Annotated in this window: 26 protein-coding genes; 16 read left to right on the top strand and 10 right to left on the bottom strand. The window is 71.7% G+C overall.

Going from position 1 to position 26,079, the window contains the following annotated elements; genetic code table 11:
• Window positions 1–54: 54 nt before the first annotated feature.
• Genes FHS07_RS06630 through FHS07_RS06655 form a run of 6 tightly spaced genes read right to left on the bottom strand, consistent with a single transcriptional unit; the run spans window position 55 to window position 7,512 of the window.
• Window positions 55–1,077, bottom strand: a complete 1,023-nt coding sequence (locus FHS07_RS06630) for an aminoglycoside phosphotransferase/kinase family protein (protein ID WP_183419036.1) — start codon at window positions 1,075–1,077, stop codon at window positions 55–57.
• On the bottom strand, window positions 1,074–2,159 hold the full coding sequence (locus FHS07_RS06635) for a phosphotransferase (RefSeq protein ID WP_183419037.1): 1,086 nt from the start codon (window positions 2,157–2,159) through the stop codon (window positions 1,074–1,076). The genes FHS07_RS06630 and FHS07_RS06635 overlap by 4 nt, the downstream gene beginning before the upstream one ends.
• A complete protein-coding gene (locus tag FHS07_RS06640) occupies window positions 2,156–3,985 on the bottom strand; it encodes an ABC transporter transmembrane domain-containing protein (RefSeq protein WP_183419038.1) in 1,830 nt (609 codons plus the stop codon). The genes FHS07_RS06635 and FHS07_RS06640 overlap by 4 nt, the downstream gene beginning before the upstream one ends.
• Window positions 3,982–5,118, bottom strand: coding sequence for a glycosyltransferase family 4 protein (locus tag FHS07_RS06645; RefSeq protein WP_183419431.1), 1,137 nt, complete (start codon window positions 5,116–5,118; stop codon window positions 3,982–3,984). Before FHS07_RS06645 ends, FHS07_RS06640 begins: the two co-directional genes overlap by 4 nt.
• A complete protein-coding gene (locus tag FHS07_RS06650) occupies window positions 5,118–6,347 on the bottom strand; it encodes a glycosyltransferase (protein WP_183419039.1) in 1,230 nt (409 codons plus the stop codon). The genes FHS07_RS06645 and FHS07_RS06650 overlap by 1 nt, the downstream gene beginning before the upstream one ends.
• Window positions 6,337–7,512, bottom strand: a complete 1,176-nt coding sequence (locus FHS07_RS06655; protein WP_183419040.1) for a glycosyltransferase — start codon at window positions 7,510–7,512, stop codon at window positions 6,337–6,339. Before FHS07_RS06655 ends, FHS07_RS06650 begins: the two co-directional genes overlap by 11 nt.
• Window positions 7,513–7,674: 162 nt before the next feature.
• Between FHS07_RS06655 and FHS07_RS06660 the strand changes: the two genes are divergently transcribed.
• The 3 genes from FHS07_RS06660 to FHS07_RS06670 all read left to right on the top strand — a co-directional run bounded on the left by FHS07_RS06660 (window position 7,675) and on the right by FHS07_RS06670 (window position 9,987).
• A complete protein-coding gene (locus tag FHS07_RS06660; RefSeq protein ID WP_183419041.1) occupies window positions 7,675–8,685 on the top strand; it encodes an ATP-binding cassette domain-containing protein in 1,011 nt (336 codons plus the stop codon).
• Window positions 8,682–9,341: a methionine ABC transporter permease gene (locus tag FHS07_RS06665; RefSeq protein WP_183419042.1), complete on the top strand. Its 660-nt coding sequence runs from the start codon at window positions 8,682–8,684 to the stop codon at window positions 9,339–9,341. The genes FHS07_RS06660 and FHS07_RS06665 overlap by 4 nt, the downstream gene beginning before the upstream one ends.
• Window positions 9,342–9,570: 229 nt before the next feature.
• Window positions 9,571–9,987, top strand: a complete 417-nt coding sequence (locus tag FHS07_RS06670) for a DoxX family protein (RefSeq protein ID WP_183419043.1) — start codon at window positions 9,571–9,573, stop codon at window positions 9,985–9,987.
• A gap of 239 nt (window positions 9,988–10,226) precedes the next feature.
• Here FHS07_RS06670 and FHS07_RS06675 read toward each other — a convergent pair whose 3' ends face one another.
• A complete protein-coding gene (locus FHS07_RS06675) occupies window positions 10,227–11,552 on the bottom strand; it encodes an aspartate aminotransferase family protein (RefSeq protein ID WP_183419044.1) in 1,326 nt (441 codons plus the stop codon).
• A gap of 84 nt (window positions 11,553–11,636) precedes the next feature.
• Between FHS07_RS06675 and FHS07_RS06680 the strand changes: the two genes are divergently transcribed.
• Window positions 11,637–13,148 (top strand): PucR family transcriptional regulator, encoded by a 1,512-nt coding sequence (locus FHS07_RS06680; RefSeq protein ID WP_183419045.1) that lies wholly within the window; start codon window positions 11,637–11,639, stop codon window positions 13,146–13,148.
• Window positions 13,149–13,333: 185 nt separating this feature from the next.
• On the opposite strand, the gene FHS07_RS06685 is transcribed toward FHS07_RS06680, so the two are convergent.
• Window positions 13,334–14,848 carry a CoA-acylating methylmalonate-semialdehyde dehydrogenase gene (locus FHS07_RS06685; RefSeq protein ID WP_183419046.1) on the bottom strand — a complete coding sequence of 505 codons (1,515 nt, stop codon included), beginning with the start codon at window positions 14,846–14,848 and terminating at the stop codon, window positions 13,334–13,336.
• Window positions 14,849–15,006: 158 nt separating this feature from the next.
• The gene (locus FHS07_RS06690) at window positions 15,007–15,546 is read right to left on the bottom strand and encodes a hypothetical protein (RefSeq protein WP_183419047.1); all 540 of its coding nucleotides are present in this window, start codon (window positions 15,544–15,546) and stop codon (window positions 15,007–15,009) included.
• Window positions 15,547–15,718: 172 nt separating this feature from the next.
• Between FHS07_RS06690 and FHS07_RS06695 the strand changes: the two genes are divergently transcribed.
• From FHS07_RS06695 to rpsN, 11 genes are all read left to right on the top strand, one after another.
• Window positions 15,719–16,750 carry a metal ABC transporter solute-binding protein, Zn/Mn family gene (locus tag FHS07_RS06695; RefSeq protein WP_183419048.1) on the top strand — a complete coding sequence of 344 codons (1,032 nt, stop codon included), beginning with the start codon at window positions 15,719–15,721 and terminating at the stop codon, window positions 16,748–16,750.
• Window positions 16,747–17,562: an ATP-binding cassette domain-containing protein gene (locus tag FHS07_RS06700; protein WP_183419049.1), complete on the top strand. Its 816-nt coding sequence runs from the start codon at window positions 16,747–16,749 to the stop codon at window positions 17,560–17,562. Before FHS07_RS06695 ends, FHS07_RS06700 begins: the two co-directional genes overlap by 4 nt.
• Window positions 17,559–18,419 carry a metal ABC transporter permease gene (locus tag FHS07_RS06705; RefSeq protein WP_183419050.1) on the top strand — a complete coding sequence of 287 codons (861 nt, stop codon included), beginning with the start codon at window positions 17,559–17,561 and terminating at the stop codon, window positions 18,417–18,419. The genes FHS07_RS06700 and FHS07_RS06705 overlap by 4 nt, the downstream gene beginning before the upstream one ends.
• A 99-nt stretch (window positions 18,420–18,518) precedes the next feature.
• Complete coding sequence (locus FHS07_RS06710; RefSeq protein WP_183419051.1) at window positions 18,519–18,932, top strand: Fur family transcriptional regulator; 414 nt, start codon at window positions 18,519–18,521, stop codon at window positions 18,930–18,932.
• A complete protein-coding gene (locus FHS07_RS06715) occupies window positions 18,919–19,947 on the top strand; it encodes a permease (RefSeq protein WP_183419052.1) in 1,029 nt (342 codons plus the stop codon). Before FHS07_RS06710 ends, FHS07_RS06715 begins: the two co-directional genes overlap by 14 nt.
• On the top strand, window positions 19,940–20,797 hold the full coding sequence (locus FHS07_RS06720) for a TIGR03943 family putative permease subunit (protein WP_183419053.1): 858 nt from the start codon (window positions 19,940–19,942) through the stop codon (window positions 20,795–20,797). The genes FHS07_RS06715 and FHS07_RS06720 overlap by 8 nt, the downstream gene beginning before the upstream one ends.
• Complete coding sequence (locus FHS07_RS06725; protein WP_183419054.1) at window positions 20,787–22,193, top strand: hypothetical protein; 1,407 nt, start codon at window positions 20,787–20,789, stop codon at window positions 22,191–22,193. The genes FHS07_RS06720 and FHS07_RS06725 overlap by 11 nt, the downstream gene beginning before the upstream one ends.
• Window positions 22,190–22,891, top strand: a complete 702-nt coding sequence (locus FHS07_RS06730) for a DNA-3-methyladenine glycosylase (protein WP_183419055.1) — start codon at window positions 22,190–22,192, stop codon at window positions 22,889–22,891. Before FHS07_RS06725 ends, FHS07_RS06730 begins: the two co-directional genes overlap by 4 nt.
• A 138-nt stretch (window positions 22,892–23,029) precedes the next feature.
• Window positions 23,030–23,266, top strand: a complete 237-nt coding sequence (rpmB, locus tag FHS07_RS06735; protein WP_055832508.1) for a 50S ribosomal protein L28 — start codon at window positions 23,030–23,032, stop codon at window positions 23,264–23,266.
• On the top strand, window positions 23,266–23,436 hold the full coding sequence (rpmG, locus tag FHS07_RS06740) for a 50S ribosomal protein L33 (RefSeq protein ID WP_013584775.1): 171 nt from the start codon (window positions 23,266–23,268) through the stop codon (window positions 23,434–23,436). The genes rpmB and rpmG overlap by 1 nt, the downstream gene beginning before the upstream one ends.
• 4 nt (window positions 23,437–23,440) lie before the next feature.
• Window positions 23,441–23,746: a 30S ribosomal protein S14 gene (rpsN, locus tag FHS07_RS06745; RefSeq protein WP_013584776.1), complete on the top strand. Its 306-nt coding sequence runs from the start codon at window positions 23,441–23,443 to the stop codon at window positions 23,744–23,746.
• Window positions 23,747–23,863: 117 nt separating this feature from the next.
• Here the strand turns inward: rpsN and FHS07_RS06750 are convergent, their stop codons facing one another.
• Window positions 23,864–25,315 carry a helix-turn-helix transcriptional regulator gene (locus FHS07_RS06750; RefSeq protein ID WP_183419056.1) on the bottom strand — a complete coding sequence of 484 codons (1,452 nt, stop codon included), beginning with the start codon at window positions 25,313–25,315 and terminating at the stop codon, window positions 23,864–23,866.
• 441 nt (window positions 25,316–25,756) lie between these two features.
• Here FHS07_RS06750 and FHS07_RS06755 point away from each other — a divergent pair, with 441 nt between their 5' ends.
• Entirely contained in the window at window positions 25,757–26,044 is a 288-nt protein-coding gene (locus FHS07_RS06755; protein WP_013584778.1) for an HU family DNA-binding protein, read from the top strand.
• Window positions 26,045–26,079: the final 35 nt, after the last annotated feature.

Consider the following 26,079-nt stretch of genomic DNA (forward strand, 5'->3'; position numbering starts at 1 on the left):
GGCTGGCGGGGGCTCGCGCGACGCGGGTCCGCCGAGCGCCCGACCGACCGCCGGCTACCGGACCGGCTCATCCGCGCAGCGGATGAGCCACTGCGCGGCCCGCGAGTGCCAGGCGGGCCGGAACAGGTAGACCGCCCCCAGGCGCAGACGCGTGGATGCCTCGTATGCGGCGATCCGCGCCGGGTCGACGTGCGAGCGAGCGGCGACCCGGTCGATCGCCTCGAGCGCCCCGTGCGCGCGCGCCGGCGACAGGCGCCCCTGCCCTCGCCGCCAGGCCACGTGGGCGCGCAAGTTCGCGAGGTCGAGGGCGGGTTCGGCGCGGGCGGCGGTGTCGAGGTCGATCAGCCCGGACCGGCGCCCGTCCCACAGCACCTGTTTGTCGTGCAGGTCGCGGTGTGCGGGGGCCGACGCCTCGACGGCGTCCATCGTGAGGGCTACGGATGCACGGTCGAAAGCCGCCGCGACCGCCGGCTCGACGCCGGCGCGAAGAGCGTGATCGCGCCACCGGAGCAGGATCTCGGCCTCATCGGCCGACGTGTGCGGGGCGGCATCCGCCGCGACCGGCGCCGCGAGCACGCGTTCCCAGCCGCGGGCCCAGCCGTCCCACGCCGCGTGCACGGCGGCATCCGGAGTTGCGGGGTCGGCGCCGAGGTCGTGCAGGGTCCGGCCGCCCACGCGCGACAGGTGCACGCAGCCGGCCGCATCGAGGAGGGTGACGTCGGGGGTGACGAACCCTCCGCGGAACGACTCGGCGCGGTCGTGCGCCCGGGTGATCGCGGCGAGCGATTCGCTCCGGACGACCTTCACGTAGCCCGAGCCGTCGTGGGCGCGCAGCACGACGCGGCGTCCCCGGCGCCACGAGACCGTCGTGCCGGTCGACCAGGCGCCTTCGAGGGCCGGCAGGTGCTTGTCCCGTCCATCGGCGAGCAGCTCGACCCGACCGTCCCGCAGACGCCCGGCGCGCAGACGCCCGTCGGCGTGGACGACCTCGAGGTCGCAGCCGTTCGACGACGGCCACGCCCGGCGGACGCTCCAGCGGCCGTGCTCGTCGCGCACCTCGCGCGGGGGAAGCATCACAGCAGGTCCTCCGCCCGATCCAGGCGCGCGGCCACCGCCGCGGGCCAATCGCGTCGCCACCGGCGGAAGGGCTCGATCGCCCGCTCCAACGCGCACAGCGGCGTCCAGGCGCGCCACTCGCTCTCGGTCGCGACCCCTCCCTCCGCCTGATACGCGGCGAAGAGCGCGGTCGTCGTCGCGAGGTCGCCGGTGCGCAGGAACTCCTCCACGGCGAAACCGGCCAGATCGAGCGCCGGGTCGCCCGCGCCGAGACGGTCGAGGTCGATCAGCCGCACCCGCCCCTCGCGACCGCGAAGCACCTGGTCGGCGCTGAAGTCCCCGTGCACGATCGTCCGGCGTCGGGCGGAGGGGAGCCTCCGCGCGATCTCGTCGGCGCGTCGGGCGGTCTCGGGGAGCGCGATGCGCAGGGCCAGGGCGGCGCTGCGGGCGCGGGCATCGGGCGTTTCCCCGGCATCGATGTCGGCGACCGGTACCGCGTGCAGGCGGGCCAGAGCCCTGCCCGCGGCCGCGGCGTGCGCCGGTGAGGGCGACGAGGCGAGGTCTCCGTCGCCCCAGGATGCCGTGGCCCAGGTGTGGGCGGTGACGAGACGGGGAGAAAGGGTGGGCGCACCCGCCCGTCGGAGTAGGGCGGCGTTTCGCAGCGCGGCATCCGCGCGTCCGGGAGCCGTCTTGGCGTACTCGTCGCCGGTGCGCACGACCAGCCGTCGCCCGGGGTTGTGCCGAACGATCTCGGCCAGCCGCCACGACGGCTCGTGCCGCTCGGCATCCCCCACGGCCCGGGTGAGCACGCGGTCGCTGCGCGCCGGCCCGCCGGCCGACCAGGGCACGCCCGGGAGGGCTCGCACGGCAGGGCTGCGACGCTCGGCCGAGCCCGGCTTGTCGGGCCCCGCCCACGCGCCCGCCCAGAACGCGCCGCTCGGCGTGGTGTAGGCGAGGAGCAGGCTCGTCCCCGGCTTGTACCGCAGATGACGCACCTCGACGGGTGCCCCGACGGCGTCGGACAGGGATGCCGGATCCAGCAGCGTCTTCAGCCCGGGGACGCCCGGGTCGCTGTCGATCAGTTCGCGCACGGCGGTGTTCATCGTCGGCCCCCCGTCGTCGCGACGGCATTCTCATCGTCGGCGCGTCGCATCCAGGCGTGCACGCGCGAGTCGGCGCGGTCGAGGAGTTCGTGCGGTGCTCCGTCTTCGACGATGCGACCGTCTTCCAGCCACAGCACGCGGTCGGCCGACAGCGCCTGGGTCACGTCATGCGTGATCGACAGGGTCGTGCGTCCCCTCGTCAGCGCCTGCAGCGACGCGCCGACCTGGCTGCGTGCGTGCGGGTCGAGCCCGGTCGTGGCTTCGTCGAGCACGATCACCGGACTGTCGCGCAGCAGCGCCCGGGCGATCGCGATCCGCTGGCGTTGCCCCCCGGAGAGGGTGCCGCCGCGCGAGCCGAGGACGGTGTCGTAGCCCTCGGGGAGGGCGGCGACGAAGTCGTGCGCGAACGCGCGTCGCGCCGCGTCCTCGACCTCGGCGTCGGTGGCATCCAGGCGGCCGTACCGGATGTTCTCGCGGACGGACGTGGCGAAGAGGATCGACTCCTGCAACAGCAGCGACACCGATGCGCGCACGCTCGTGATCGTGGCGCGGGAGACGTCGATGCCGTCGAGGCGCACCCGACCGGAGCGGGGATCCGCCGCGCGCACGAGAAGGCCGGCCAGGGTGGATTTCCCCGCTCCCGACGGACCCAGCAGACACACGTGCTGACCCGCGGGGATGTGGAGGGTCAGATCCCGGAAGACCGTGCTGCCGCGTCCGTCGTCGACGGAGACGTCCTCGAAGACCACGTCGCCGCGCAGCGGAGGCAAGGGGGCGGCCTCGGGGCCGTCGGCGATCTCGACGGGCTCGGCCAGCAGGTCGGCGACGCGTTCACCGGATGCCGCGGCCCGCGCGATGCGCCCGGTGTACTTCGCGAGGTCCTTCAACGGGCGCATGGCGAGCTTGAGATAGGCGACGAAGACGACCAGGTCGCCCGGGGTCATGCTCCCCAACAGCACCTGCCAGCCGCCGCCGAGGAGCACCGCCGCGGTGGCGAATCCGACGATGACGTCGGTGCGTCGCTCCAGCCCGGCCGCGAGGCGGCGCGCACGCACACCCTCCGTCAGGGCCCGGTCGTTCCCGTCGGCGAAGGCGCCGGCCAGGCGGCGCTCCAGACCGTACGCCTGCACGACGCGGATGGCCCCGAGGGCCTCCGAGGCGGTGTCGGCGAGGGCGCCCTCGCCCTTTCGCGTCGTGCGCGACGCGTCGGTGATGCGGGTGGAGCTGCGGCGGGACGACACCGCGTACAACGCGGCGGCCACCACCACGACGAGGGTGAGGAGGGGGTCCATGAACGACATGACGACGACGAGGACCACGAGGGTCATGATGTTCCCCACCAGGGGCAGCCCCGCCGTGACGGCGACCTCCTGCAGCCGGCCGATATCGCTCACCAGTCGTTGCACGACGTCACCCGACGACGCGGTCGAGTGGTAGCGGGCCGAGAGGGACTGCACGTGTGCGAACGCGCGGGCGCGCAGCTCGGTCGCCACGCGCGACCCGACCAGGGCGAAGGCGACGGTGCTCGCGTACGCCGCCACCGCGCGCAGGGCGATGAGCCCCAGAAGCAGCGTCGCGCAGGCGACGAGCAGTCCGAGGCTCGCCTGCGGGATCCCCGCCGCCGCCCCCGTGGATGCCCCGAGGCTCACCGACACCGAGTCGACGACGAACTTCAGCGGCCAGGGCTCGAGCACGCGGAAGACGACGTCGGCCAGCAGGGCGACCATGCCCAGCACGATCAGCGACGCCTTGCCGCGCAGGTGCGGCCGGACGATGGCGAGGCTGCGCCGCAGGGCGCGCGGGGAGGCGGTCTTCTGCCGTTTCACGACGCCACCGCCGTCGGCACGCCGCCCAGGATGCTCGCGAGGACGCCGCCCCAGCCGTGCTCGGCGACCGCCTGCTGGCGGGCCTGATCGGCCATCCGTCGGCAGAGCGCGGTGTCATCGACGAGCATCTGCAGGGCGTCGGCCAGAGCGCGGGGGTCGCCGGGCGCGGTCAGCAGCCCCGAGCGCCCGTGCCGGACGAGGGATGGCACCTGACCCACCCGGCTGCCCACGACGGGCAGGCCCGCGGCGAGGTACTCCGAGACCTTCAACGGCGAGAAATAGTCGTCGGCGGCCCGGTACGGCGCGACGCCGATGTCGAGACGCTGCAGCACCGCGGGCACGTCCTCCGGGGCCACGGCGCCGGTGAACCCGGCATCCACCCCGAGGCTCTGCGCCTGCGCCTCCAGGTCGGCGCGTTGCGGACCGTCGCCGACGACGAGCAGCCGAGCCCGCCGCCCCCGCCGCGCGAGCTCGGCCATGGCATCCACGAGCACGTCCACTCCGTGCCAGGGCTTGAGCGTCCCGACGAATCCGACGGTGGGCGGCGCGTCGTCGCCCCGCCGCACGAGGGGCGGACGCACACGGTCGGTGTTCACGCCGTTCGGGGCCACCAGCGGGCGCGAGGCACCGTGCTCCCGCGCCCAGACGGCCACCGGCTCGGAGACGCAGGCCGTCACGTCGGCCCGCTGCAGCGCCCGCCCGGCGATGGCGACCGCGGCCTGCTCGTCGATCAGCTCCCGGTGGCGGCGCTGCTCCTCCACCAGCGGGGCGTTCACCTCGAGGACGACAGGCGCACCGAGGGCGTCGGCGACGTCGGCTCCACCGGCCGAGAAGAGCGAGAAACGCTCGTACACGAGGTCGCACCCGTCGGCCACGATGGCGGCCGTCAGGGCGGCCACGGCGTCGCGGATGCCGCGCTCGCGCTGCTCTGCTCCCGCTCCCTGCACGCGCTGCACCACGACCCGCACATCGGCGAGGTCGGAGGGAACGTGATCACCCCGACGGGTGGCGTACACCGTCACGTCGTCGCCGCGGGCGCGGAACGCCCGCACGATCTCCTGCACATGCACGCTCGCACCCTTCGTGCCGAAGACGGGGACGCCGGGGTCGGCGACGAGATAGGCCACGCGCATCACGCCGCCTCCTTCCGGGCGGGCGCGGCGTCGGCCGCGGTGAGTTCGGCGAGCCGTTCGGCCTGCGCCGCGGCATCGAAGTGCCGCTCGACGAGCTGTCGCGCGCGGCGCGTGGTCGCCTCGACGGGGTAGTCGGGCCGGCTGACGCGGCGCAGCCCCTCGGTCAGCGAGACCACATCGCCGGGGGCGCAAAGTACACCGGTGCGGCCGTCCTCGATGATCTCGGGGATGCCGGTGACCGCCGTCGACACGCACGGGATGCCGCTCGCCATCGCCTCCAGGAGCACCGTGGGCAGTCCGTCGGCGTTGCCGTCGGCGCCGACCAGGCACGGGGCGACGAAGACGTCGGCCTCGCGGAGGCGGGCCGAGACCTCGCCCTGCGGCAGGGGACCGAGGAAGCGGATCGCCGGTGAGGCGGCCGCCAGCCTCCGCAGCTGCGGGGCGAGCTCGCCGTCGCCGACGATGTCGAGGGTGACATCCACTCCCTCGGCACGCAGACGCTCGACGGCGTCGATCAGCACGCCGAAGCCCTTCTTCTCCACGAGTCGCCCGACGGCGAGCAGTCGGAGCGCACCGCGCCGCGGTCCGCGCTCCACGAACGGGAAGCGCTCGAGATCGAGGCCGTTGTAGACGCGAACGATGCGGCCCGCCGCGGGGAAGGCGTCACGGAGGTGGCGGAGGTTGAAGTCGCTCACCGTGACCGTGAAAGCAGCATCAGACAGCTTGCGTTCGAGATCGACCGGGTCGACGGACGTGTGGAAGATGTCCTTCGCGTGAGCGGTGAAGGAGTACGGGATGCCGGCGAGCAGTGCCGCCAACCGGGTCACGGTCGTCGCGGTCGACGCGAAGTGCGCGTGGAGGTGGGTGATGCGCCGATCGAGGGCCTGCCGGGCGACGTCGACGGCCTGCAGCGCATCGTCGGCCTCCACGGCCAGCAGCTCCGGCAGGTGCCGGGCGATGGCCGCGCCGAGGCGGGGATCGGTCTGGGCCCGACGGAGGCCGTCCCAGGCGGCCGAGAGGCGACGCGGTACGGGGACGGCGCGGACGGGCGCCTGCACGCGGGCGAGTTCGGCGTGGAAGCGGGTGTCGTCGCTCGGGCGCAGCGCGAAGATCTCGAGGCGCTCGCCGCGTGCTTCGCGGGCGATGATCTCGGTGACGACGAAGGTCTCGGAGAAGCGCGGGTACATCTTCACGACGTACCCGATCAGGGGGGAGGCGTCAGATGGCATGAGCGGTGAGTCCTTCCGTCGGGGCGAGGAGGTGGGCCGAGAGGGTGGCGGCCGTGGAGAGCCCGTCGAGCTCGAGACCGGCACGGGGGCAGCGGGTCCGATGGGTCCTGCGGAAGAAGGCGGCGATGGCCGCGCTGTCGAGGGGGCCGTCGCCGACCGTCTCGAACGCGCCGACGCGCTCCAGCGCCCGGGCACGGATGCGCTGCTCGTCACGTCGGCCCGAACGGGGAACGACGAGGGCGGGGGTCGAGGTGCTCATGACCTCGCAGACCGTGTTGTAGCCGCCCATCGTCACGACCGCGGCGGCGCGCTCGAGCAGGTTCGGCAGGTCGGGCACGCTGTCCACGACCTCCGCGCCCGTCCGCGACGCCGCCGCCCGTACACGATCGCGATCGGGCGCCGACATCTGGGGGCCGGTGACGACGATGTGGCGATGCCCGTCGGGTAGGTCGGCGGCGGCCGCGGCGACGGCGGTGTGCACCCCGTCGGAACCCCCGCCGACCGTGGTCAGCACGAACGGACCGTCGATGGCGCGCGCCGGACGGGTCGGACGCCCGTGCGCGAGGTACCCGGTGTAGCTGATGAGGGGCGCGAGCCCGGGGGGTGTCTCGCCGCTGAGCCGGAGATCGTGCACGGCCGGATCGCCGTACACCCAGATCGCGTCGAAGTGCTCCCGCACGGCGCGGGCTCCCCCGAGCGTGCGGAACTCCGCCCGGGCGACCGCGGGGCGGTCGAGCACATCGCGAAGACCCAGGACCGTCGTGCACGAGGGGTGGGCGGCACGCAGCTCGCGCAGCGCGTTGCGCAGCTCGCCGTGCACCCCGAAGGGGTGGCGGTCCACGACGAACAGGTCGGGTGCGAAGGCCCGCAGCACCCCGGCGATGACGCCCGCCCGCATCGCGGTGACCCGCTGGATGTCGGCCGCGAGGTGCCGCGAACGGTATCCGGTGTCGTCGACGGAGACGCTGGGGACCACCACCCAGTCCCACCCGGGCGGGGTCGGGAACGCCGTCGCGGAGGCCTGGCCCGTGATGAGGACCCCCGTGACCTCCTGCCCGACGATGCCCGGGACCGTTCGCGTGAGGGAATGAGCGAGGGCGAGGTTGCGCCTCACGTGTCCGAGCCCGACGGAATCGTGCGACGACAGGGCGATCCGGTGAACCACAGCAGCCTCCTGGGGTGGTGGGCGCCCGTTGCGCCTCATCCGCGGGGTGTCCCGCGTCTCCCATGCTGACCGCGGCCTGTAAAACGCGATTAAGCCCCCCACGAGAGGGTTCTTAGAAACGCCGTCGGTGCGTTCGGGAGCGTCGCCGCGCGCCCTCCGCCTGTGCCGGACCCCGTCTCGAAGAGCTTCCGCACCGATCGCCGCTCCTCCACGACCGCCGTCGACGACGTGTCGCTGCGCGTGGAGGAGGGGTCGATCGTCGGCGTGATCGGCTACTCCGGCGCCGGTAAGTCGACCCTCGTGCGTCTGCTGAACGGACTCGAGCAGCCGACGTCGGGCACCGTCGAGGTGCTCAGCGTCGACGTGGGGGCGGCCTCCGAGGCGAAGCTGCGCGACCTGCGGCGGAGCGTGGGCATGATCTTCCAGCAGTTCAACCTCTTCACCTCGCGCACCGTCGCGGCGAACGTCGCGTACCCGCTCAAGGTGGCGGGGTGGAAGAAGGCCGACCGCGACAAGCGCGTCGCCGAGCTGCTCGACTTCGTCGGCATCGGCGACAAGGCGAAGCAGTACCCGCGGCGCCTGTCGGGCGGGCAGAAGCAGCGCGTCGGCATCGCGCGGGCGATCGCGACCGACCCCCGCATCCTGCTCGCCGACGAGGCCACGAGCGCGCTCGACCCGCAGACCACGGCCGAGGTTCTCGACCTGCTGCGCGAGATCAACCGGCGCCTGGGCATCACGATCGTCGTCATCACGCACCAGATCTCGATCGTCCACGAGCTCTGCGACCAGGTGATCGTCATGGACGGCGGCCGCGTGGTCGACAGCGGCGACACCTACCGCGTGTTCGCGCACCCTCGCGCCGACCTGACCAAGCGTTTCGTCGCCGCGGTGACGCAGGGCGTGCCGGCGGGGGAGACGCTATCGGCGCTCGCCGCGGGCGGGGGCGACCTGGTCAGCGTCGAGATCAACGAGTTCTCCAGCGAAGACGTCTCGAACGTGTTCCACCGTCACGGCGCCCGTCACTCCGTCGTCTACGGCGGCGTCACCGACGTGCTCGGGCGCCAGCTCGGCACGCTCACCTATCGCGTGCGCACGGACGACCTCGGCGCCGTCGTCGCGGAGCTTCGCGCGCACACCGACGTCGTCGTGCCCACCGGGGAGGTGCGCGCATGAACAAGTGGGACACCCTCACCCCGGTGCTGCTGCAGTCCATCGGCGAGACGGTCTACATGGTCGCCGTCTCGCTGCTCATCTCCGGCGTCGCGGGGCTCGTCATCGGGGCGCTTCTCTACGCCACCCGGCCCGGCAACCTGTTCGAGAACCGGGTCGTCTTCGCGGTCGCGAACCTCGTGATCAATCTCATCCGCCCGATCCCGTTCATCATCTTCCTCACCGCCGTCGCCCCCGTCACCCGCGCCGTGACCGGCACGACCCTGGGAACGGATGCCGCGATCGTGCCGATCACGATCATGGCCACGGTCGTGATCGCCCGCGTCGTCGAGCAGAACCTCGTCGCCGTCGATCCCGGCACGGTCGAGGCCGCGCGCGCGGTCGGCGCGCGACGCATCGGCGTGTTGTTCGGTGTGGTGATCCCCGAGGCGCTCGCGCCGCTGATCCTCGGCTACACGTTCATGTTCATCGCGGTCGTCGACATGTCGGCCATGGCCGGCTACATCGGCGGCGGCGGCCTCGGCAACTTCGCGATCATCTATGGCTACCAGCAGTTCAACGCCCAGGCGACGTGGGTGACGGTGGCGATCATCGTCGTGATCGTGCAGGCCGGGCAGCTGCTCGGCAACACCCTGGCCCACCGCATCCTGCGGCGCTGACGTCAGTGCTCGCTCTCGCCCGGTGCGCGCGCCCGCGGCCGTCGCACGGTGCGGCCGCGGCATCCCCGTCCCATTGAGTGTCCACGACACGCCGTCACCCGGCGTGAGCGTGCGGCGTGTTGTGGACACTCACCGTGGTCCGGCTGCGTGGGTCGCTTCCGACGTGGAGGCGGTGACGCCGGGTCGTCAGGGCGATCTCGCCCGGGTGCTCCCGGCTTACCCTCGGAGGATGAGCCTGCCCCGCACCCTCGCCCGCTGGCTGCTCGGTGCCGCGCTCGTGTTCACCGGCACCGCGCACCTCTCGTTCGCGCGCGACGAGTTCGTCGCTCAGGTGCCGTCATGGCTTCCGCTCCCGGTCGATGCCACGGTGGTGGCATCCGGGGTCGTCGAGATCGCGCTCGGACTTGCGCTCCTCGTCCTCCGCCGCCAACGCGTGGCTGTCGGCTGGATCGTCGCGGCCTTCTTCGTCGCGATCTTCCCCGGCAACATCGAGCAGTTCGTCCGGGGCACCGACGCGTTCGGCCTCGACACCGACCTGGCCCGTGGCATCCGTCTGCTCTTCCAGCCTCTACTGGTGGTCTGGGCCCTGTGGTCGACCGGAGCGTGGAAAGCCTGGAGAACTCGGCGACGGTCCCCCGGCCGCTGACCCCGCGGTCGGGCACCGATCCCCGGGTTGCCCGCCGCCGCGCGTGGTCGGGTATCCCCACCTTGTTGGGTGTCCAAGACACGCCGCTTCGGCCGTGCGCGTGCGGTGTGTCCTGGACACTCAACGCGAGGTGGGCGCGGCGCGGCGCGGGGGCGCGGGGGCGTTGAGTGACCACGACACGCCGTGGGGGACCGGCGGCGGCGGCGTGTCCTGGACACTCGACCCCGAGGGGCGCGGCGTCAGCCGCGCGTGGCCTCGGCCTGCAGCACCTCGACCAGCACGTCGAGTCCGCGGTGCGCGTCGGCGTCGCCGATGACGGCGGGCGGCACGACGTGCACGCGGTTCTCGGCGACGAAGCCGAGCACGCCCCGCTCGAGCATCGCGGCCTTGATCGCGCCGACACGGGCGGTGGCCACCGGCTCGCGGGTCGCCGGGTCGGCGACGAGTTCGACGGCCCAGAACACGCCGCGCCCGCGCACCTCGCCCACCAGCGGCGACTCCTCGGCGAGGGTCCGCAGCCGTGGGCCGATGACCTCGTCGCCGATGCGCCGGGCGTTCTCGATCACGCCCTCGTCGGCCATCGCCTCCTGCGCGGCGACGATCGACGCCGCGGCGAGCGGGTGGCCGGAGTACGTCAGTCCACCCGGGAACACGCGGTCGTCGAACACCGCTGCCACGGCATCCGAGATCACCACTCCGCCGACGGGGACGTAGCCGGAGTTGACGCCCTTGGCGAAGGTGATGAGGTCGGGGCGCACGTCGAAGGCGTCGAACGCGAACCACTCGCCGGCGCGCGCGAAGCCGGCCATGACCTCGTCGAGGATGAGCAGGATGCCGTAGCGGTCGGCGATCTCGCGCACACCCGCCAGGTATCCGGGCGGGGGCACCAGGATGCCGGCGGTGCCGGGGATCGTCTCGAACAGGAACGCCGCGATGGTGTCGGGACCCTCGGCCTGCACGGTGCGCTCGAGGTGGCGGAGCGCCCGCTCGCACTCCTGCTCGGGCGTCTCGGCCCAGAACTCGGAGCGGTACAGGTACGGACCGAAGACGTGCACGTGGCCGCGGGAGTACTCGTTCGGCATCCGTCGCCAGTCGCCCGTGGCCACGATGGCCGCCCCCGTGTTGCCGTGGTACGAGCGGTAGTGCGACACGATCTTGTCGCGGCCGGTGGTCAGGCGCGCCATGCGGATGGCGTTCTCGTTGGCGTCCGCACCGCCGTTGGTGAAGAACACCTTCGAGAAGCCCTCGGGGGCGCGCTTCAGCACGAGTTCGGCGGCGTGGGCGCGCATCTCGTGCGCGTGCGCAGGCGCGACGGTGGTCAGCTGTGCCGCTTGCTCCTGGATGGCCGCGACGACGCGGGGGTGCTGATGGCCGATGTTGACGTTGACCAGCATGCTCGAGAAGTCGAGGTAGCGGCGCCCGTCGGCATCCCACACCTCGACGCCCGAGCCCCCGGCGAGGGGGAGCGGGGCGAGCGTGCCCTGCGCCGACCACGAGTGGAAGACACTGCTGCGGTCGCGCTCACTGATCTCGGCGTTGCGGGGCGTGTGCAGGGGAGAAGCCATTCCCCCAGTGTGCGGCGGGGCCCCGCAAGCGGGGAGCGCGGATCTGTCGGTAATCTCGGGAGACGATCGACAGTTTGGCCAGTCATGCCCGCCACCCTCCGCGTCCTCCTCGGCGACGACTCCTTTCCCCTTCGCGTCCTGACGGCACTCGACGACGCGGTCCTCGACCGGCCGGTGTCGTGGGTGCACAGCTCCGACCTCATGGATCCCACCCCGTGGCTCGAGCCCGGCAACCTGCTGCTCACCAACGGGGCGCAGTTCGCCGCCGAACCGGATGCCGCCGAGGCCACCGACTACTGCCGGCGTCTGCGCGCGCACGGGGTGGTCGGCATCGGGTTCGCGACCGACATCATCCACGACCGCGTGCCCCCCGCCGTGGTGCGGGCGGGGGAGGCGGTGGGCCTGCCCATCGTCGAGATCGCGGGGCGGGCGCCGTTCATCCGCATCATCCGCTTCGTGGCCGACATCATCGCGGCCGACCGTGCCGCGCGCTTGTCCTGGCTGCTCGACGCGCAGCGGGCCGTGGCGCGGGCCGCCGTGCGCGATGACGGTCTGCGCGAGATCCTGCACACCCTCTCGCGCCTGCTCGGCGCCTGGGTCGAGCTCTACGACGCGGTCGGGGGGCGCCTGTCGCTGCCGGGGCTGCGCTCGGCGCCCCGCGGGGTCGAGGTCGAGGTCGGCCGCGACGTGCGCCGCCTGCTCGAACGACGCACCCCCGCGAGCCTCGTCGTGCCGTCGGCCGGCCATGCGCTGCTGCAGACCATCGGGCAGAGTTCGCGGCTGCGCGGCGTGCTGGCCGTCGGGGGAGCGGAGCCGCTCGACCCCGCCGGCAAAGAGCTCGTCGCCACCGTCGTCGCCCTCGCGAGCATCGCCCTCGAGCAGCAGCGGGGGGTGCAGGCGGCGCTGCGGGGCGTGCGCGCGGGCGTCGTGGAGATGCTGCTCGACGGTCACGTGGACGCTGCTCGTCGGGTGGCCGACTCTGCGGTGGGAGGACTCCCCGCCGAGCCCTACCTCGTCGGCGTCCTCCGCGGCGCGAGCGCGACGCCCGGACTGCTCGACGAGCTCGACCTCGTCTCGAGCGACCCGCAACGCCTGTTCTCGGCCGAACGCGGAGCCGACGTGATCGTGCTGGTGGCCGCGGGCGCGGGCGACGCCCTGGTCGCGCTCGCCGAACGGCGCGGTCTCCCCGTGGGAACGGCCCGCCACGGCGCGGGCGACGACCTCGCCCCCGACCTCCGGCGGGCGGTGCAGGCGGCGCGCGACGCCCGGCCCGGTACCGTGCGCGCCTACGAGGATCTCGCGCGACGCGGCCTGGTCGGGGCGCTCCGCGAACGCGGTGGCGAGGTGCTGGCCCACTCGCTCCTCGAGCCCCTCGACGCCCTGCCCGCGGCGGAACGGCAGCGTCTCCGGGAATCGGCGAAGGCGTGGCTGGATGCCAACGGCGCCTGGGACCCGGCAGCGCGGGCGCTCGGCATCCACCGCCACACGCTGAGGGCGCGGCTCACGCAGCTCGAGGGTCTGCTCCGGCTCGACCTGTCGACCTTCGCCGCGCGCGCCGAGCTGTGGGCCGCGCTGGAGTTCTCCGACGGCGTGTGATCGCACCCGGCATCGCCTCGCGTGAGGGGTCGAGATCGGTCGCCCCGGCGTCACTCAGGCGACAGAAGGTGACCCCTCGCGCGGGAGGAACCGCCCCCTCGTGCGCCTCGCGTGAGGGGTCGAAATCTGTCGCCGCGGTGCGATCCAGGCGACAGAACGCGACCTCGCGCGCGAGGAGAGGGGGCTCAGGTGTTCTGCGGGAAGCCGAGGTTGATGCCGCCGTGGGTGGCGGGGTCGAGCCAGCGGCTGGTGACGGCCTTCTCTCGCGTGAAGAAGTCGAAGCCGTGCACGCCGTACGCCTTGGCGTCGCCGAAGAGGCTCTTCTTCCAGCCGCCGAAAGAGTGGTAGGCCACCGGAACGGGGATGGGCACGTTGATGCCGATCATGCCGACCTGCACCTCGTTCTGGAAGCGGCGGGCGGCGCCGCCGTCGTTGGTGAAGATGGCGGTGCCGTTGCCGAACTCGCCGCTGTTGATCAGCGCGAGCCCCTCTTCGTAGGTCTTCACGCGGACGACCGAGAGGACGGGTCCGAAGATCTCCTCGGTGTACGCGCGGGATGACGTGGGCACGGCATCCAGCAGCGTGGGGCCGAAGAAGAAGCCGTCCTCGTGACCGTCGACGGTGTACCCGCGGCCATCGACGACGACCTTCGCGCCGTCGGTTTCGGCGATGTCGACGTAGGAGGAGACCTTGTCGCGGTGCTGTCCGCTGATCAGCGGACCCATGTCGGGTTCGTCGGTGGCGGCGCCGTTGCCGATGCGCAGCTTCTGAATGCGCTCGGTGACCTTCGCGATGAGTTCGTCGGCGACGGGCTCGACGGCGAGCACGACCGAGATCGCCATGCAGCGCTCGCCCGCGGCACCGAAGCCGGCGTTGACGGCGGAGTCGGCGACGAGGTCGAGGTCGGCATCCGGGAGCACCAGCATGTGGTTCTTCGCCCCGCCGAGGGCCTGCACGCGCTTGCCGTTCTTAGCGGCGGTCTCGTAGATGTACTGCGCGATGGGGGTCGAGCCGACGAACGAGATCGACTGCACGACGGGGCTGTTCAACAGCCCGTCGACGGCGACCTTGTCGCCCTGCAGCACCGTGAACGCGCCTTCGGGAAGACCCGCCTCCTTCCACAGCTGCGCGAGCCAGAGGGATGCGGAGGGGTCTTTCTCGCTGGGCTTGAGCACGACCGCGTTGCCGGCGGCGAGGGCGATGGGGAAGAACCACATCGGCACCATCGCCGGGAAGTTGAACGGGCTGATGACACCGACCACTCCGAGCGGCTGCTTCAACGAGTAGACGTCGACGCCGTTCGAGGCGTTCTCGCTGAAGGCGCCCTTGATGAGGTGGGGGAACCCGGTCGCGAGCTCCACGACCTCCTGACCGCGGGCGATCTCGCCCAGGGCATCCGATCGCACCTTCCCGTGCTCCGACGTGAGGATGTCGGCCAGCTCGCCCTTGCGGGAGTTCAGCAGCTCGCGGAACGCGAACAGCACCCCCTGCCGCTTGGCGATGGAGTACTGGCTCCACACCGCGAACCCCCGCTCGGCCGACGCGATGGCCGCGTCGACCTCCGCCTCGTCGGCCAGGGCGACGTGCGCCTGCACGGCCCCGGTGGCGGGGTTGTAGACGGGCGCGGTGCGGCCCGACGTCGAGGGCGCCGCGGCGCCGTCGAACCAGTGCGCGATGACGGGGAGGTCGGTGTCGGTCATGGCTCTCAGTAAACGTCTCGAATCGCGCGCCCGCTCCTGCCAAATCGGACAGTTGAGTCGGGCGGAGGTGCCAGATCGTCAGTCGGCCGTCCGACGGTTGCCCGCCCTCCGCCTCTTGGCGAACGGCGATGCCCTCCCCGCCGGTCCACGTTTTCTGGTCACAGCTCCGGAAATGCCGCCCGCGGGTCCGCAGACGCCTGCTTTCGCCGGGCGCGGTGCCAGTACGCGGCCTCAGCGCTGGTCTGAACGAGAATCCGGCTGGGTGCGGGCGGGGCAGGCCAGAACTGCATGAGGTACGAATCTCCCGCCTCGTCGCTGTGCTTCGCTTCGCCGAACGCCTGGGCGCAGTAGCGGACGCGATAGTCACCGCGCAGGAGCGGGAACGGGAAGGATGTGCCGCCCATCAGCCCGGTCAAGAACGCCTCGTCGGATCTCGTCGTGAACGAGACCTCCACGACCTCCTCCCACCTCGGGTCCACGGCGGGCTCCGAACCGTGCAGCTCGATGCGGAACGGCAGGTAGCCCGTGTGCGTGCCCGTCGTGAGCTCGAGCACCCCGGGGATGCCGGCGCCGCACAGACCGTTGCTCTCGTCGGCCCAGGGCGCATCGATGTCGCTGAGGTCCACGTCCTCGTCCGTGGTGATCGACGCGGAACTGTAGGCCACATCGACGTCGGGCACATCCAGCAGAATTCGCACCCACGGAGGCTATCGGCGCCCCGAGGACACGACGCTGTGCGCGGGGCGACCGGTGCGGCACCGACAACGGCAGATCGCGCCGCCGGTGCGCTGTGCTGCACCGGCGGCGCTGGAGGGGGAGACGAAGTAATCTGAGTTTGAGAACGATTATCAAGACCGATATGATGTACGCATGACCCGCCGCCTCTTCGCTCCCGTGGTCCTCGGGGCCGCCTCCGTTCTCGCGCTCGCCGGGTGCGCCGGCGGCGCTCCGTCCGCCTCCGATGCCGGTGCCGCGACCGGCGACACGGTCGCCGTCGTGGCATCCACCGACGTGTACGGTTCGATCGCGGAGGCGATCGGTGGCGACTTCGTCGACGTCACGTCGGTCATCACCTCGTCGTCGCAGGACCCGCACGAGTACGAAGCGAGCGCGCAAGACCAGCTCACGCTGAGGAACGCCGGCCTCGTGATCGAGAACGGCGGCGGCTACGACGCGTTCATGGAGTCGCTCATCGACGCCAGCGGAACGACCGCCCCCGTCATCACGGCCGTGGAGTTCAGCCACGACTACCCGGGCGCCGAATCGCACGACGAGGCCCACGCCGACGAGGCGAGCGCAGCCCCCACAGAGACCGCCGACGCGCACGCCGAGGGCGACGGACACGACCACGCCGAGGGCGACGGGCACAACCACATCGAAGGCTTCAACGAGCACGTCTGGTACGACCCGCACACCGTCGAAGACCTCGCGAAGGACATCGCCGAGCACCTCGGCGAGCTCGCCCCCGACCACGCGGCCGACTTCACGGCCAACGCCGACGCCTTCGTCGAGCAGATCGCGGCCCTCGAGGACTCCCTCGGTCAGATCGAGGCGAAGGATGCCGGCGCCAAGGTCTTCGTGACCGAGCCGGTGCCGGTCTACCTCATCGAGGCCGCCGGGCTCGACAACGCGACCCCTGACGAGTTCAGCGAGTCGGTCGAAGAGGGCCAGGACGTGCCGCCGGCGACCCTGCTCGAGTCGCTGCAGCTGATCGAGTCGGGTGACATCGCGCTCATGATCGTCAACCCGCAGACCGGCGGCGCCGAGACCACGCAGGTCGAGGACGCGGCGAAAGCGAAGAACATCCCGGTCATCGAGTTCACCGAAACGCTCCCCGAGGGTCAGACTTACATCTCGTGGATGCAGAGCAACATCACGGCGCTGTCCGACGCGCTGGCGTGAACGCGGCCTCACCGCTGCGCATCCGCGGCGCGGCCCTCGAGCGGGGCGGTCGGGAGCTGTGGGCCGGGCTCGACCTCGAGGTCGCACCCGGCGAGCTCGTCGCGGTGCTCGGGCCCAGCGGGTCGGGCAAGACCACCCTGCTGCGCGCCATCCTCGGCCTCGAACGCCTGAGTGCGGGGTCCATCGAGGCACTCGGCAACCCGGTTCGTCGTGCCGGCAACCGTCGCATCGGTTACATCCCCCAGCAGCGCCCGCTGCCCCGCGAGACCCCGCTGCGCGGCCGCGACATCGTCGGCCTCGGCGTCGACGGGCACCGCCTCGGCCTGCCGCTGTCGCGCAAGAAGGACCGCGTGCGCATCGACGAGCTCCTCGCGGCGGTGGGTGCCACGGAGTTCGGCGACCGGCCAGTCGGCCTGCTCTCGGGCGGGGAGCAGCAGCGCCTGCGCGTGGGCCAGGCCCTCGCCGACGACCCCGCCGTGCTGCTGTGCGACGAGCCGCTGACCAGCCTCGACCTCGCCAACCAGCAGGCTGTCGTGCGGTTGATCGATCGGCACCGCCGCGAGCGCGACGCCGCGGTGCTGCTGGTCACCCACGACATCAACCCCGTGCTCTCGCGGGTGGACCGCATCCTCTACATCGCGAACGGGCGCTTCACCCTCGGCACCCCCGACGAGGTGCTCACGACCGAGACCCTCACCGCGCTCTACGGCGCACCGGTCTACGTGGTGCGCGCCGGCGACCAGCTCATCGTCGTCGGAGCTCCGGATGCCGAGGACGCCCACCACCATCACCACGACGAGGATCACGCATGAACTGGTCCGATGTCGGTGACGCCCTCTTCGGCGGGGTGAGCCAGTACGGCGCCATCCTCGAACTGGTGCAGAACTCCGTCTACGCCGGAGCCGTGCTGGGTCTCGTGGGTGGACTCATCGGCGTCTTCGTGATGCAACGCGACATGGCCTTCGCCGTGCACGGCATCAGCGAGCTGTCGTTCGCGGGCGCCGCGGTGGCTCTGCTCATCGGCGTCGACGTCGTGTCGGGTTCGATCGTCGGCTCCCTCATCGCGGCGGCACTCATCGGCGTGCTCGGCGCCCGCGCGCGCGATCGCAACTCGATCATCGGCGTGTTCATGCCGTTCGGGCTGGGTGTCGGCATCCTGTGCCTGTCGCTGTACAACGGCCGCAGCGCCACTCGCTTCAGCCTGCTGACCGGCCAGATCGTCTCGGTGCAGAGCGAACAGCTCGGGTGGCTCGTCGTGATCGGCGTCGCGGTGCTCGCCGCCCTTCTGCTGATCTGGCGCCCGCTGCGCTTCGACTCGCTCGACCCGCAGTCCGCCGCCGCGCGCGGTGTGCCCACGACCGCGGTGTCGCTGGCGTTCATGCTGCTGCTCGGGCTCATCGTCGCCGTGGCCGTGCACATCATCGGCGCACTGCTCGTGATGGCGCTGCTCGTGACGCCCGCCGCGGCGGCGATGCGCGTGACATCCGGCCCCCTCTCGGTTCCCCTGCTGGCGGCGGGCTTCGGTTTCGTCTCCGCCGTGGGCGGCGTGCTGCTCGCCGTCGCCGGGACACTGCCGGTGAGCCCGTACATCACGACCATCTCGTTCGCGATCTACCTGGTCTGCCGGGTGATCGGCGCTCGGCGCGAGCGCACCACCCGCGCCCTGTGAGCCCGCGCTCCCGCGCCCCGCGCACACGGGCCCGCCCCCGCCCCCGCGACATCTCCCGCGCCCAGCCGATTCACCGATCGCCTCGCTAGACTCGCCGGCATGGTCCAGCGCAACACGTGGCAGCGAGAGCGCGTGCGCGAAGCCCTGTCGGGAGCCGGCGGCTTCGTCAGCGCACAGGCGTTGCACGCCACCCTGCGCGACGAGAACACCGGCATCGGTCTGGCCACGGTCTATCGCACGCTCGCGGGCCTCGCGGCCAAGGGCGATGCCGACTCCCTCCAGAGCCCCGAGGGCGAGAATCTCTTCCGTGCGTGCGAGACGCGCGGGCACCACCACCACCTGATCTGCCGGTCGTGCGGCAAGGCGGTCGAGATCGCCGCGACCGACGTCGAGGACTGGGCGAAGCGCACCGCCGCCCAGCACGGCTTCAGCGAAGCCGAGCACGTCGTCGACATCTTCGGCATCTGCACCGATTGCGCCCGCGTCCGGGCTCGCGAGCGTGGCGACGAGTAGTCGCACCGCGGCGCCGTCGCCCCCGCGCACCGGCGCCTCCCGCACCCTCGTCGCGCTCGGCCTGGGTGTCGTGGTGGTCACAGCGCTGTTCCTCGTCGACGCCTTCGCCCCGACGTTCTTCGCGCAGCCGCTGCCCACCCGCGCGCAAGACGGTCTGACCCTGGCCCTCAGCGTGCTCATCGAGTCGCTGCCGTTCGTCGTGCTGGGCGTCGTGCTGTCGATCATCGTGCAGGTCTGGGTGCCGCCGGGGGCGATCGAGAGATGGATGCCGCGCGCGCCGTGGGCGCGCCGGGCCGTGCTGTCGCTGCTGGGCATGTTCATCCCCGTCTGCGAGTGCGGCAACGTGCCCTTCGCCCGGGGTCTGCTCATGCGCGGCTTCGGCGTGTCCGACACCCTGACGTTCCTCGTCGCCGCTCCGATCGTGAACCCGATCGTCATCATCTCCACGCACGCGGCATTCGGCTTCAGCGACGGCATCCTCGTCGCACGCCTGATCGGCGGCTACCTCGTCGCCAACCTCATCGGGTGGCTGTACAGCCGGCATCCCGATCCCGACAAGCTCCTCACCGAGCGCTTCCTCGCCACCTGCGAGATCGTCGTGCAGGAGCGCGGCAACCGTGGCCGGCGAACGCTCGCCCAGTTCGTCGTGGAACTGCGTTCGGTGATGCCGGCGCTCATCATCGGGTCGCTTCTCGCGGGGGCGGTGCAGGTGCTCATCCCGCGCAGCGCGCTGCTGGCGATCGGCTCGGATCCGGCGCTGTCGATCGCGGCCCTGATGCTGCTGGCGATCGTGGTGTCGCTCTGCTCGAACGTCGACGCCTTCTTCGCGCTGTCGTTCGCCTCGACCTTCACACCCGGTTCGATCGTCGCCTTCCTCGTGGTCGGACCGATCATCGACCTGAAGATGATGGCGCTGCTGCGTACGACGTTCACCACGCGCGTGCTCGCGGGGATGACGGTGGTCGTGGTGCTGTTCGCCTTCGCGCTCGGAACGGTGGTGAACCTCCTTGTCTAGAACGCAAGCCCTCGCGACGCGTTGGCTCGGCGTGGGACTGGCCACGTGCCTGTCGATCACGACGATCACGCTGTGGGTCACGGGCCGCATGTCGCTGTACATCAACCCCGATTCGGCGTGGTTCGCCGTCGGCATGTCGGTCGTCGCGCTCGTCGGGGCGATCGCCTCGTTCGCCCTGCCGCTGGGTGCCGAGGCCGACCACGGACACGACCACGAGCACGGTCACGCCCCCGCCGCGGCATCCGCTCGCCGCGAAGCGTTCGCGCACGCCGATCATGAGCACGCCGATCCGCTCGACGACCACGATCACGCCGCGCACGACCAGCTCGCCGCGCGTCCGCGCCTGACCCCCGGTGGGATCGCGGCCTTCACCGGCGGGGTGCTCGCCTCGGGTGCCGTGATCGCGGTGCTGCTGACGCCGGCGGCGTCGCTGTCGACCGAACTCGCCGTCTCGCGCGACGTGGGGGCGCCGCCGTTGTTCGCGGGTTCCGACGTCATCACGCTCGCGGCATCCGGCGACACGGCGCAGTTCGGCATCGGCGACTGGTCGGCGGTGTTCGCGCACGCGACCAACCCCGAGACGTTCGACGGCAAGCCGGTCACCCTGACCGGGTTCATCACCCCGGGCGGCGACGGCGCGAGCTTCGATCTCACACGGTTGGTCATCACGCACTGCGTCATCGACGCCCAGACGGCTCGTCTGCCGATCGCGGCGACGGGCGACGCCCCGGCGACCGGGCAGTGGGTGACCGTCACCGGCACGGTGCGCTCCAGCGGCGACGGCACGCTCGAGGTTCAGGCCGAGCAGGTGGCATCCATCGACGAACCGGCGGACCCGTATGAGTACTGAGTCCCGCCGCTCGCGTTCCCGCTCCCGCCGTGGCCGCGGGTTCGCGGTCGCCTTCGCCGCCGTGCTCGTGGGCCTCGTCGTCGTGGGCGGGATCGGCGGGGTCGTCGCCGTGGCGCAGGGCCCCCGCGTCACCGACGTGCAGGTCGACCCCGCGGCCGCGGTCGCGGCATCCGGATCCCGCGTGATCCTGACCACCACGCAGTCGCTCGAGACCGTGGACGCCTCGCAGGTGTCGGTGGAGCCGGCGACGTCGTTCACCGTCGACACGGCGGGGCGGAGCGTCGGCGTGCGCTTCACACTGCCGCTGCGCGACGACACCGACTACCGCATCACGGTCGACGGAGTGAGCGGCCTGGGCGCCGGGCCCTCGTCGACACTGACCGAGACCTTCCGCACGCCGCCGTTGCAGGCGTACCTGATGCAGCGCGGCACCCCCGAGGGCGACACGATCTTCCGCACCGACCTGCAGGGCGAGGCGGGGTTGCCGGTCTTCGTGCACCCGCACATCGAAGACTTCCGCGCCACCGCGAACCACCTCGTCATCTCGGTGCGCGACGGCGACACCGCCCGGGTGATCGTCACGGACTCCGACGGGCAGAACGCGCGCGACGTGGCGCTCCCCGGGCCCGGTTTCGTCAGCAATCTGCAATCGGCCGACCGCGGAGAGCGCGTCGGCTTCACCTTCTCGGATGCCGACCTGGGTGCCGCCGGAGGGCGCGAGAGCCGACTGTTCACGATGTCGGCCGCTGATGACGCGCCCCCCACGGACGTGGGCTTGAACGGCGGCGACGCACGCATCGCCGACTACCGCTTCGTGCCCGACACCGACAGCATGCTCGTGCTCACGTTCGATTCGCGTCTGCTCCTCACCGACGCCGAGGGCGGTAACGCGGCGCCGCTCGGCAGCGCCGTGTCGATCGACGGCATCGCCCGGGGATCGTCGGTCGCGATCGTCGAGCGCCTCGAGGGCATCCGGGAGGTCGACCTGACCGACGGGTCGGAGCGGTCCCTCGTGCAACCCGTCGATCCGCCGGGCCTCGCCGGGCGTGCCACCCCGGTGCCCGGAACGGATGCCGGCACGATCCGCTCGTTCGCCGACATCAGCGCCGACGGGATCTCCCGCTCGACCACCGTGGCGCACGTCGACACCGACGGTACGGTGCGGCCGATGCTGGAGGTGCCCGGCTCCGACACGGTGCTGCAGACGTGCGTCTCGCCGAGCGGCCGGTATGCGGCGGTGCTCATCGCCCCGCGGGCGGTCGACAACCCCTTCGACCGTTATCAACTGCCCCTCCCCGAGCGGCTGCTCACCCACCTGGTGGAGGTCGACACCGGTCAGGAAGTCGTCGCCCTGCAGGGCTTCGACCTCTCGTGGTGCCAGGTGCCCCCGCAGTGACGCGCCCGGCGACGCGCGCCGACCTGTCGGCGTTGCCCGTCGAGGTCGCACCTCGGCTGCTGGGGGCACTGCTGGAGACCGTCGTGGGCGGCGACCGCGTGGTCGCGCGACTGACCGAGGTCGAGGCGTATCACGGCCGCGGCACGGGTGAACGACCGGATCCCGGCTCGCACGCGCGGATGGGACCGACCGCGCGCAACGCCACCATGTGGGGCGCGCCGGGTCACCTGTACGTCTATCTCAGTCACGGCATCCACTCGTGCGTCAACGTCGTCTGCGGGCCCGAGGGGGTCGCCGGCGGTGTCCTGCTGCGCGGCGGCGAGATCGTCGAGGGGGCCGACGTCGCCGAGCGGCGACGACTCGAGCGGCGCGGTGCCGTGCGGTCGGAGCGGGACCTCGCACGCGGGCCGGGGCGATTCGGCGACGCGGTGGGGCTGCGGCATCCGGTGCACGACGGGATCGACGCGATCACGGGCGAGGAGCGGGCCGGGGCGCGGGCGCGGCTACTGCTGCCCGAGACGGCTCCCGTCGGCGTGGCGACGGGGCCGCGTGTCGGAGTTGCCGGGGTCGCGGGGACTGCCGCATTCCCGTGGCGCTTCTGGATCGAGGGGGATGCCACGGTCTCGGCGTTCCGATGGGGACGGGGCGCTGCGGAAGAGGCCGTCCGTCAAGGCGACACGCCGCCCGTGCTAGACTGACCCCTTGTCTGCGCGCACTCCAGCACGCAGTTCGCATCCCATCTCCCGATCATGGCCTTTCGCCGTGCTCGGACGGGGTGCAGACAAGGGATCTTGGGTGGCACCGTCCGGTGTCACGGTACAGAAGGAGACATCACCATGGCAGCAGTGTGCCAGGTGACTGGAGCGGTTCCCGGCTTCGGTCACAACATCTCGCACTCGCACCGCCGGACGAAGCGCCGCTTCGACCCGAACGTGCAGAAGAAGACCTACTTCGTTCCGTCGCTGGGTCGCAACATCAAGCTCAACGTTTCGGCGAAGGGCATCAAGGTCATCGACGCTCGCGGTATCGAGTCCGTCGTCCGTGACCTGCAGGCGAAGGGCGTGAAGCTGTAATGGCGAAGAAGGCTCAGGACGTACGTCCGATCATCAAGCTGCGTTCGACCGCGGGCACGGGGTACACCTACGTGACGCGCAAGAACCGCCGCAACAACCCCGACCGCATCGTGCTCAAGAAGTACGACCCCGTGGTCCGCAAGCACGTCGACTTCCGAGAGGAGCGCTAAGCACATGGCTAAGAAGAGCAAGATCGCGCGCAACGAGCAGCGCAAGGTCGTCGTCGAGCGCTACGCCGCGAAGCGCGCCGAGCTGAAGAAGACCCTGGTCGACCCGACCGCGACCGACGAGGCCCGTGAGGCCGCCCGCGTGGGCCTGCAGAAGCTGCCCCGCAACGCCTCGCCCGCGCGCGTGCGCAGCCGCGACGTCATCGACGGCCGCCCCCGTGGCGTCCTCACGAAGTTCGGCGTCTCGCGCGTCCGCTTCCGTGACATGGCCCACCGTGGCGAGCTGCCCGGTGTGACCAAGTCGAGCTGGTAAGCACCAGACATCCGCACGAGAGGCGGGGGTTCCGAACGGAACCCCCGCCTCTCGTCGTTGATCGCTGATGTGGCGCCCGGCAGCCACGCCCATCCCGCCGACGTCCCGCCCGGCGGCTCAGTCGTCACCGGCGGCGAGAAGTTCCATCGCCTCCGCGCGCCCCCCGACACCGAGCTTCTGGTAGATCGAGCGCACCTGGCTTTTCACGGTGTTGAGCGAGACGCCCCGCTCGCGCGCGATCTCCGTCAGGCTCAGCGACCTCAGCAGCAGTTCGGCGGTGGCGTTCTCGATCGGCGTCAGTCGTGCCACCGAGAGCGAGGAGTGCGCCTCGGTATCCGGGGTCGCCACGCGCGCGAGTGCCGCGTGCAGGAAGGGCAGGACGTCCGCGAGTTCGGGGTCATCGAGGGCGACGGCATCCATCAGCGTCCGCGTCTCCTCGTGCGGGAGCATGAGGAACGGCGTCGCCGAGCAACCCGTGCGCACGATGAGGCGCAGAGCGGTCTCCATGCTCTGGCGTGCTCGTCGGGTGAAGCCGAGGCGGTTCAGCGCCAGCGCGCGCCGTAGGTGGAGCGGAGTCAGGGTGCGCAGGCAGTGGTCGACCTCGGATGCCACGCACGCGTCGGTCTCGAGCAGCAGCTCACGGTCGCGGCCGAGCCGCAGAAGGGCGGCGGTGCGCTGCATCGAGAAGCAGATGCCGTGCCCATCGGGAGTCTCGTACGGCTCGAGGGCGGAGAGCGCTTCCCGGTACTCGCCCTGCGCCACGAGGATGTCGGACAGGGTGCTGACCAGGAAGTACCTCATGATGCGGTGACTGCTGAATCGTCGACTCCCGTGCAGAAGCCGCCGGCTCTCGGCGCGACCCGCGCCGAGATCGCGGCGGAACATCATCGCCATCACCTCGATCGCGCGTGCGGAGTACCCCCAGTAGGGGTCGTCGGGCTGCACGCGACGCATCTCCGATGCGGCCTCGAGCAGGCGGCCGACGTCCAGTCTGGAGGAGGCGATGAGCGCCTCCGCGAGGAGGAGCAGGTAGGCGGTCTCGGATGCGGGCCACTCGCGGGCGGCGAACAACTCGACGGCGGCGGCGCGGGCGGCCTCGGCCGTGATGTACTCGCCGTTGAAGGCGTGGCCGAGGGCGCTCACCGCCAGGGCCCGGTAACGCGTCTCGTCGGTGTCGGCGAACAGGAGCGCTTCGGCGCCGAACCGTGCGCCCACCTGGGGCCATCCGATGGCGTTGCAGTACTCGCCGACGCTGGCGCACAGCTGCGACCGCGCCCCGGATGACAGCGAGGCGGGGCGGATCAGACGGACGTCGTCGAAGTAGCGGGCGACGACGCCGGCCCCATCGGCCAGGGCGTCGCGACGCGCGCGGGCGGCCAGAAGCGCGGCGAGGGAGAGGGCCGCCGCATCGGTCCACACCACGGGCACCTCCGGGAGCTCCGCCTCGGCGAGCAACGCGAGGTGACGGGCCGAGGGCGCACCGTGGCCGGGCAGGAGCCGCAGCGCCGTCGTCGCGGCGGCGGCGCGAAGAGCGGCGCGTGCCTCGATCGAGGCGGGTGTTCCCGGCATGGCTCTCCTATGTGAGTACCTTGAGCGGGTAAGTTCTCCCGGGCTTCACGTGCCCTCGAACTCGTGTGGCACATCCTAGTTCTGTTGTGTTCCGTCAAAAGCGGGTTCGAGCGGATGTGTGAAGAACGCCCGGCGGACGTCGTCCAGAATCGCCCGCCGACCCCTCTGTCTTCACCCGGGGCGATGCGCCGACGACCGAGTACTCACCCGCGCGCCCGATCACCGTCGCGACGGCTCACGCGGAGGATCAGGGGTCGCTTCGGCCCCATCCTCACCGTCCGCACCACGACACGCGACGGAGAACGGGGCGAAATCGGTCAAGATCCGCGTAATTCCGCGGTTCGGTTGATACTGTCGAGGCGGTCTCCCGACCACCGAGGAGGATTCCTCCTCGTCCGAGTAACGAGAGACGGCTTTCGCCGCCGTCTGGAGGACAACCCCATGGCCGACAAGTCCATCACCAAGACCGAGCTCGTCGCGAGCATCGCCAGCGCGACCGGGCAGAGCCAGTCCGCCGTGTCGGGCGTGCTCGATTCCCTCTTCTCCACCGTCTCCGAGGCGGTCGCCAAGGGCAGCAAGGTTTCGATCCCCGGCTGGATCGCCTTCGAGCAAGTCGCCACGTCGGCTCGCACGGGCCGCAACCCGCAGACGGGCGAGGAGATCTCGATCCCCGCCGGCAAGCGCGTCAAGGTCACCGCGGGCTCGAAGCTCAAGGCCGCCGTCAAGTAAGGCGACGTCGAACCATCGAAGGGGGATGCCCACCG

Origin of the sequence: Microbacterium proteolyticum (assembly GCF_014192415.1) — a bacterium.
Lineage (GTDB): Bacteria > Actinomycetota > Actinomycetes > Actinomycetales > Microbacteriaceae > Microbacterium > Microbacterium proteolyticum.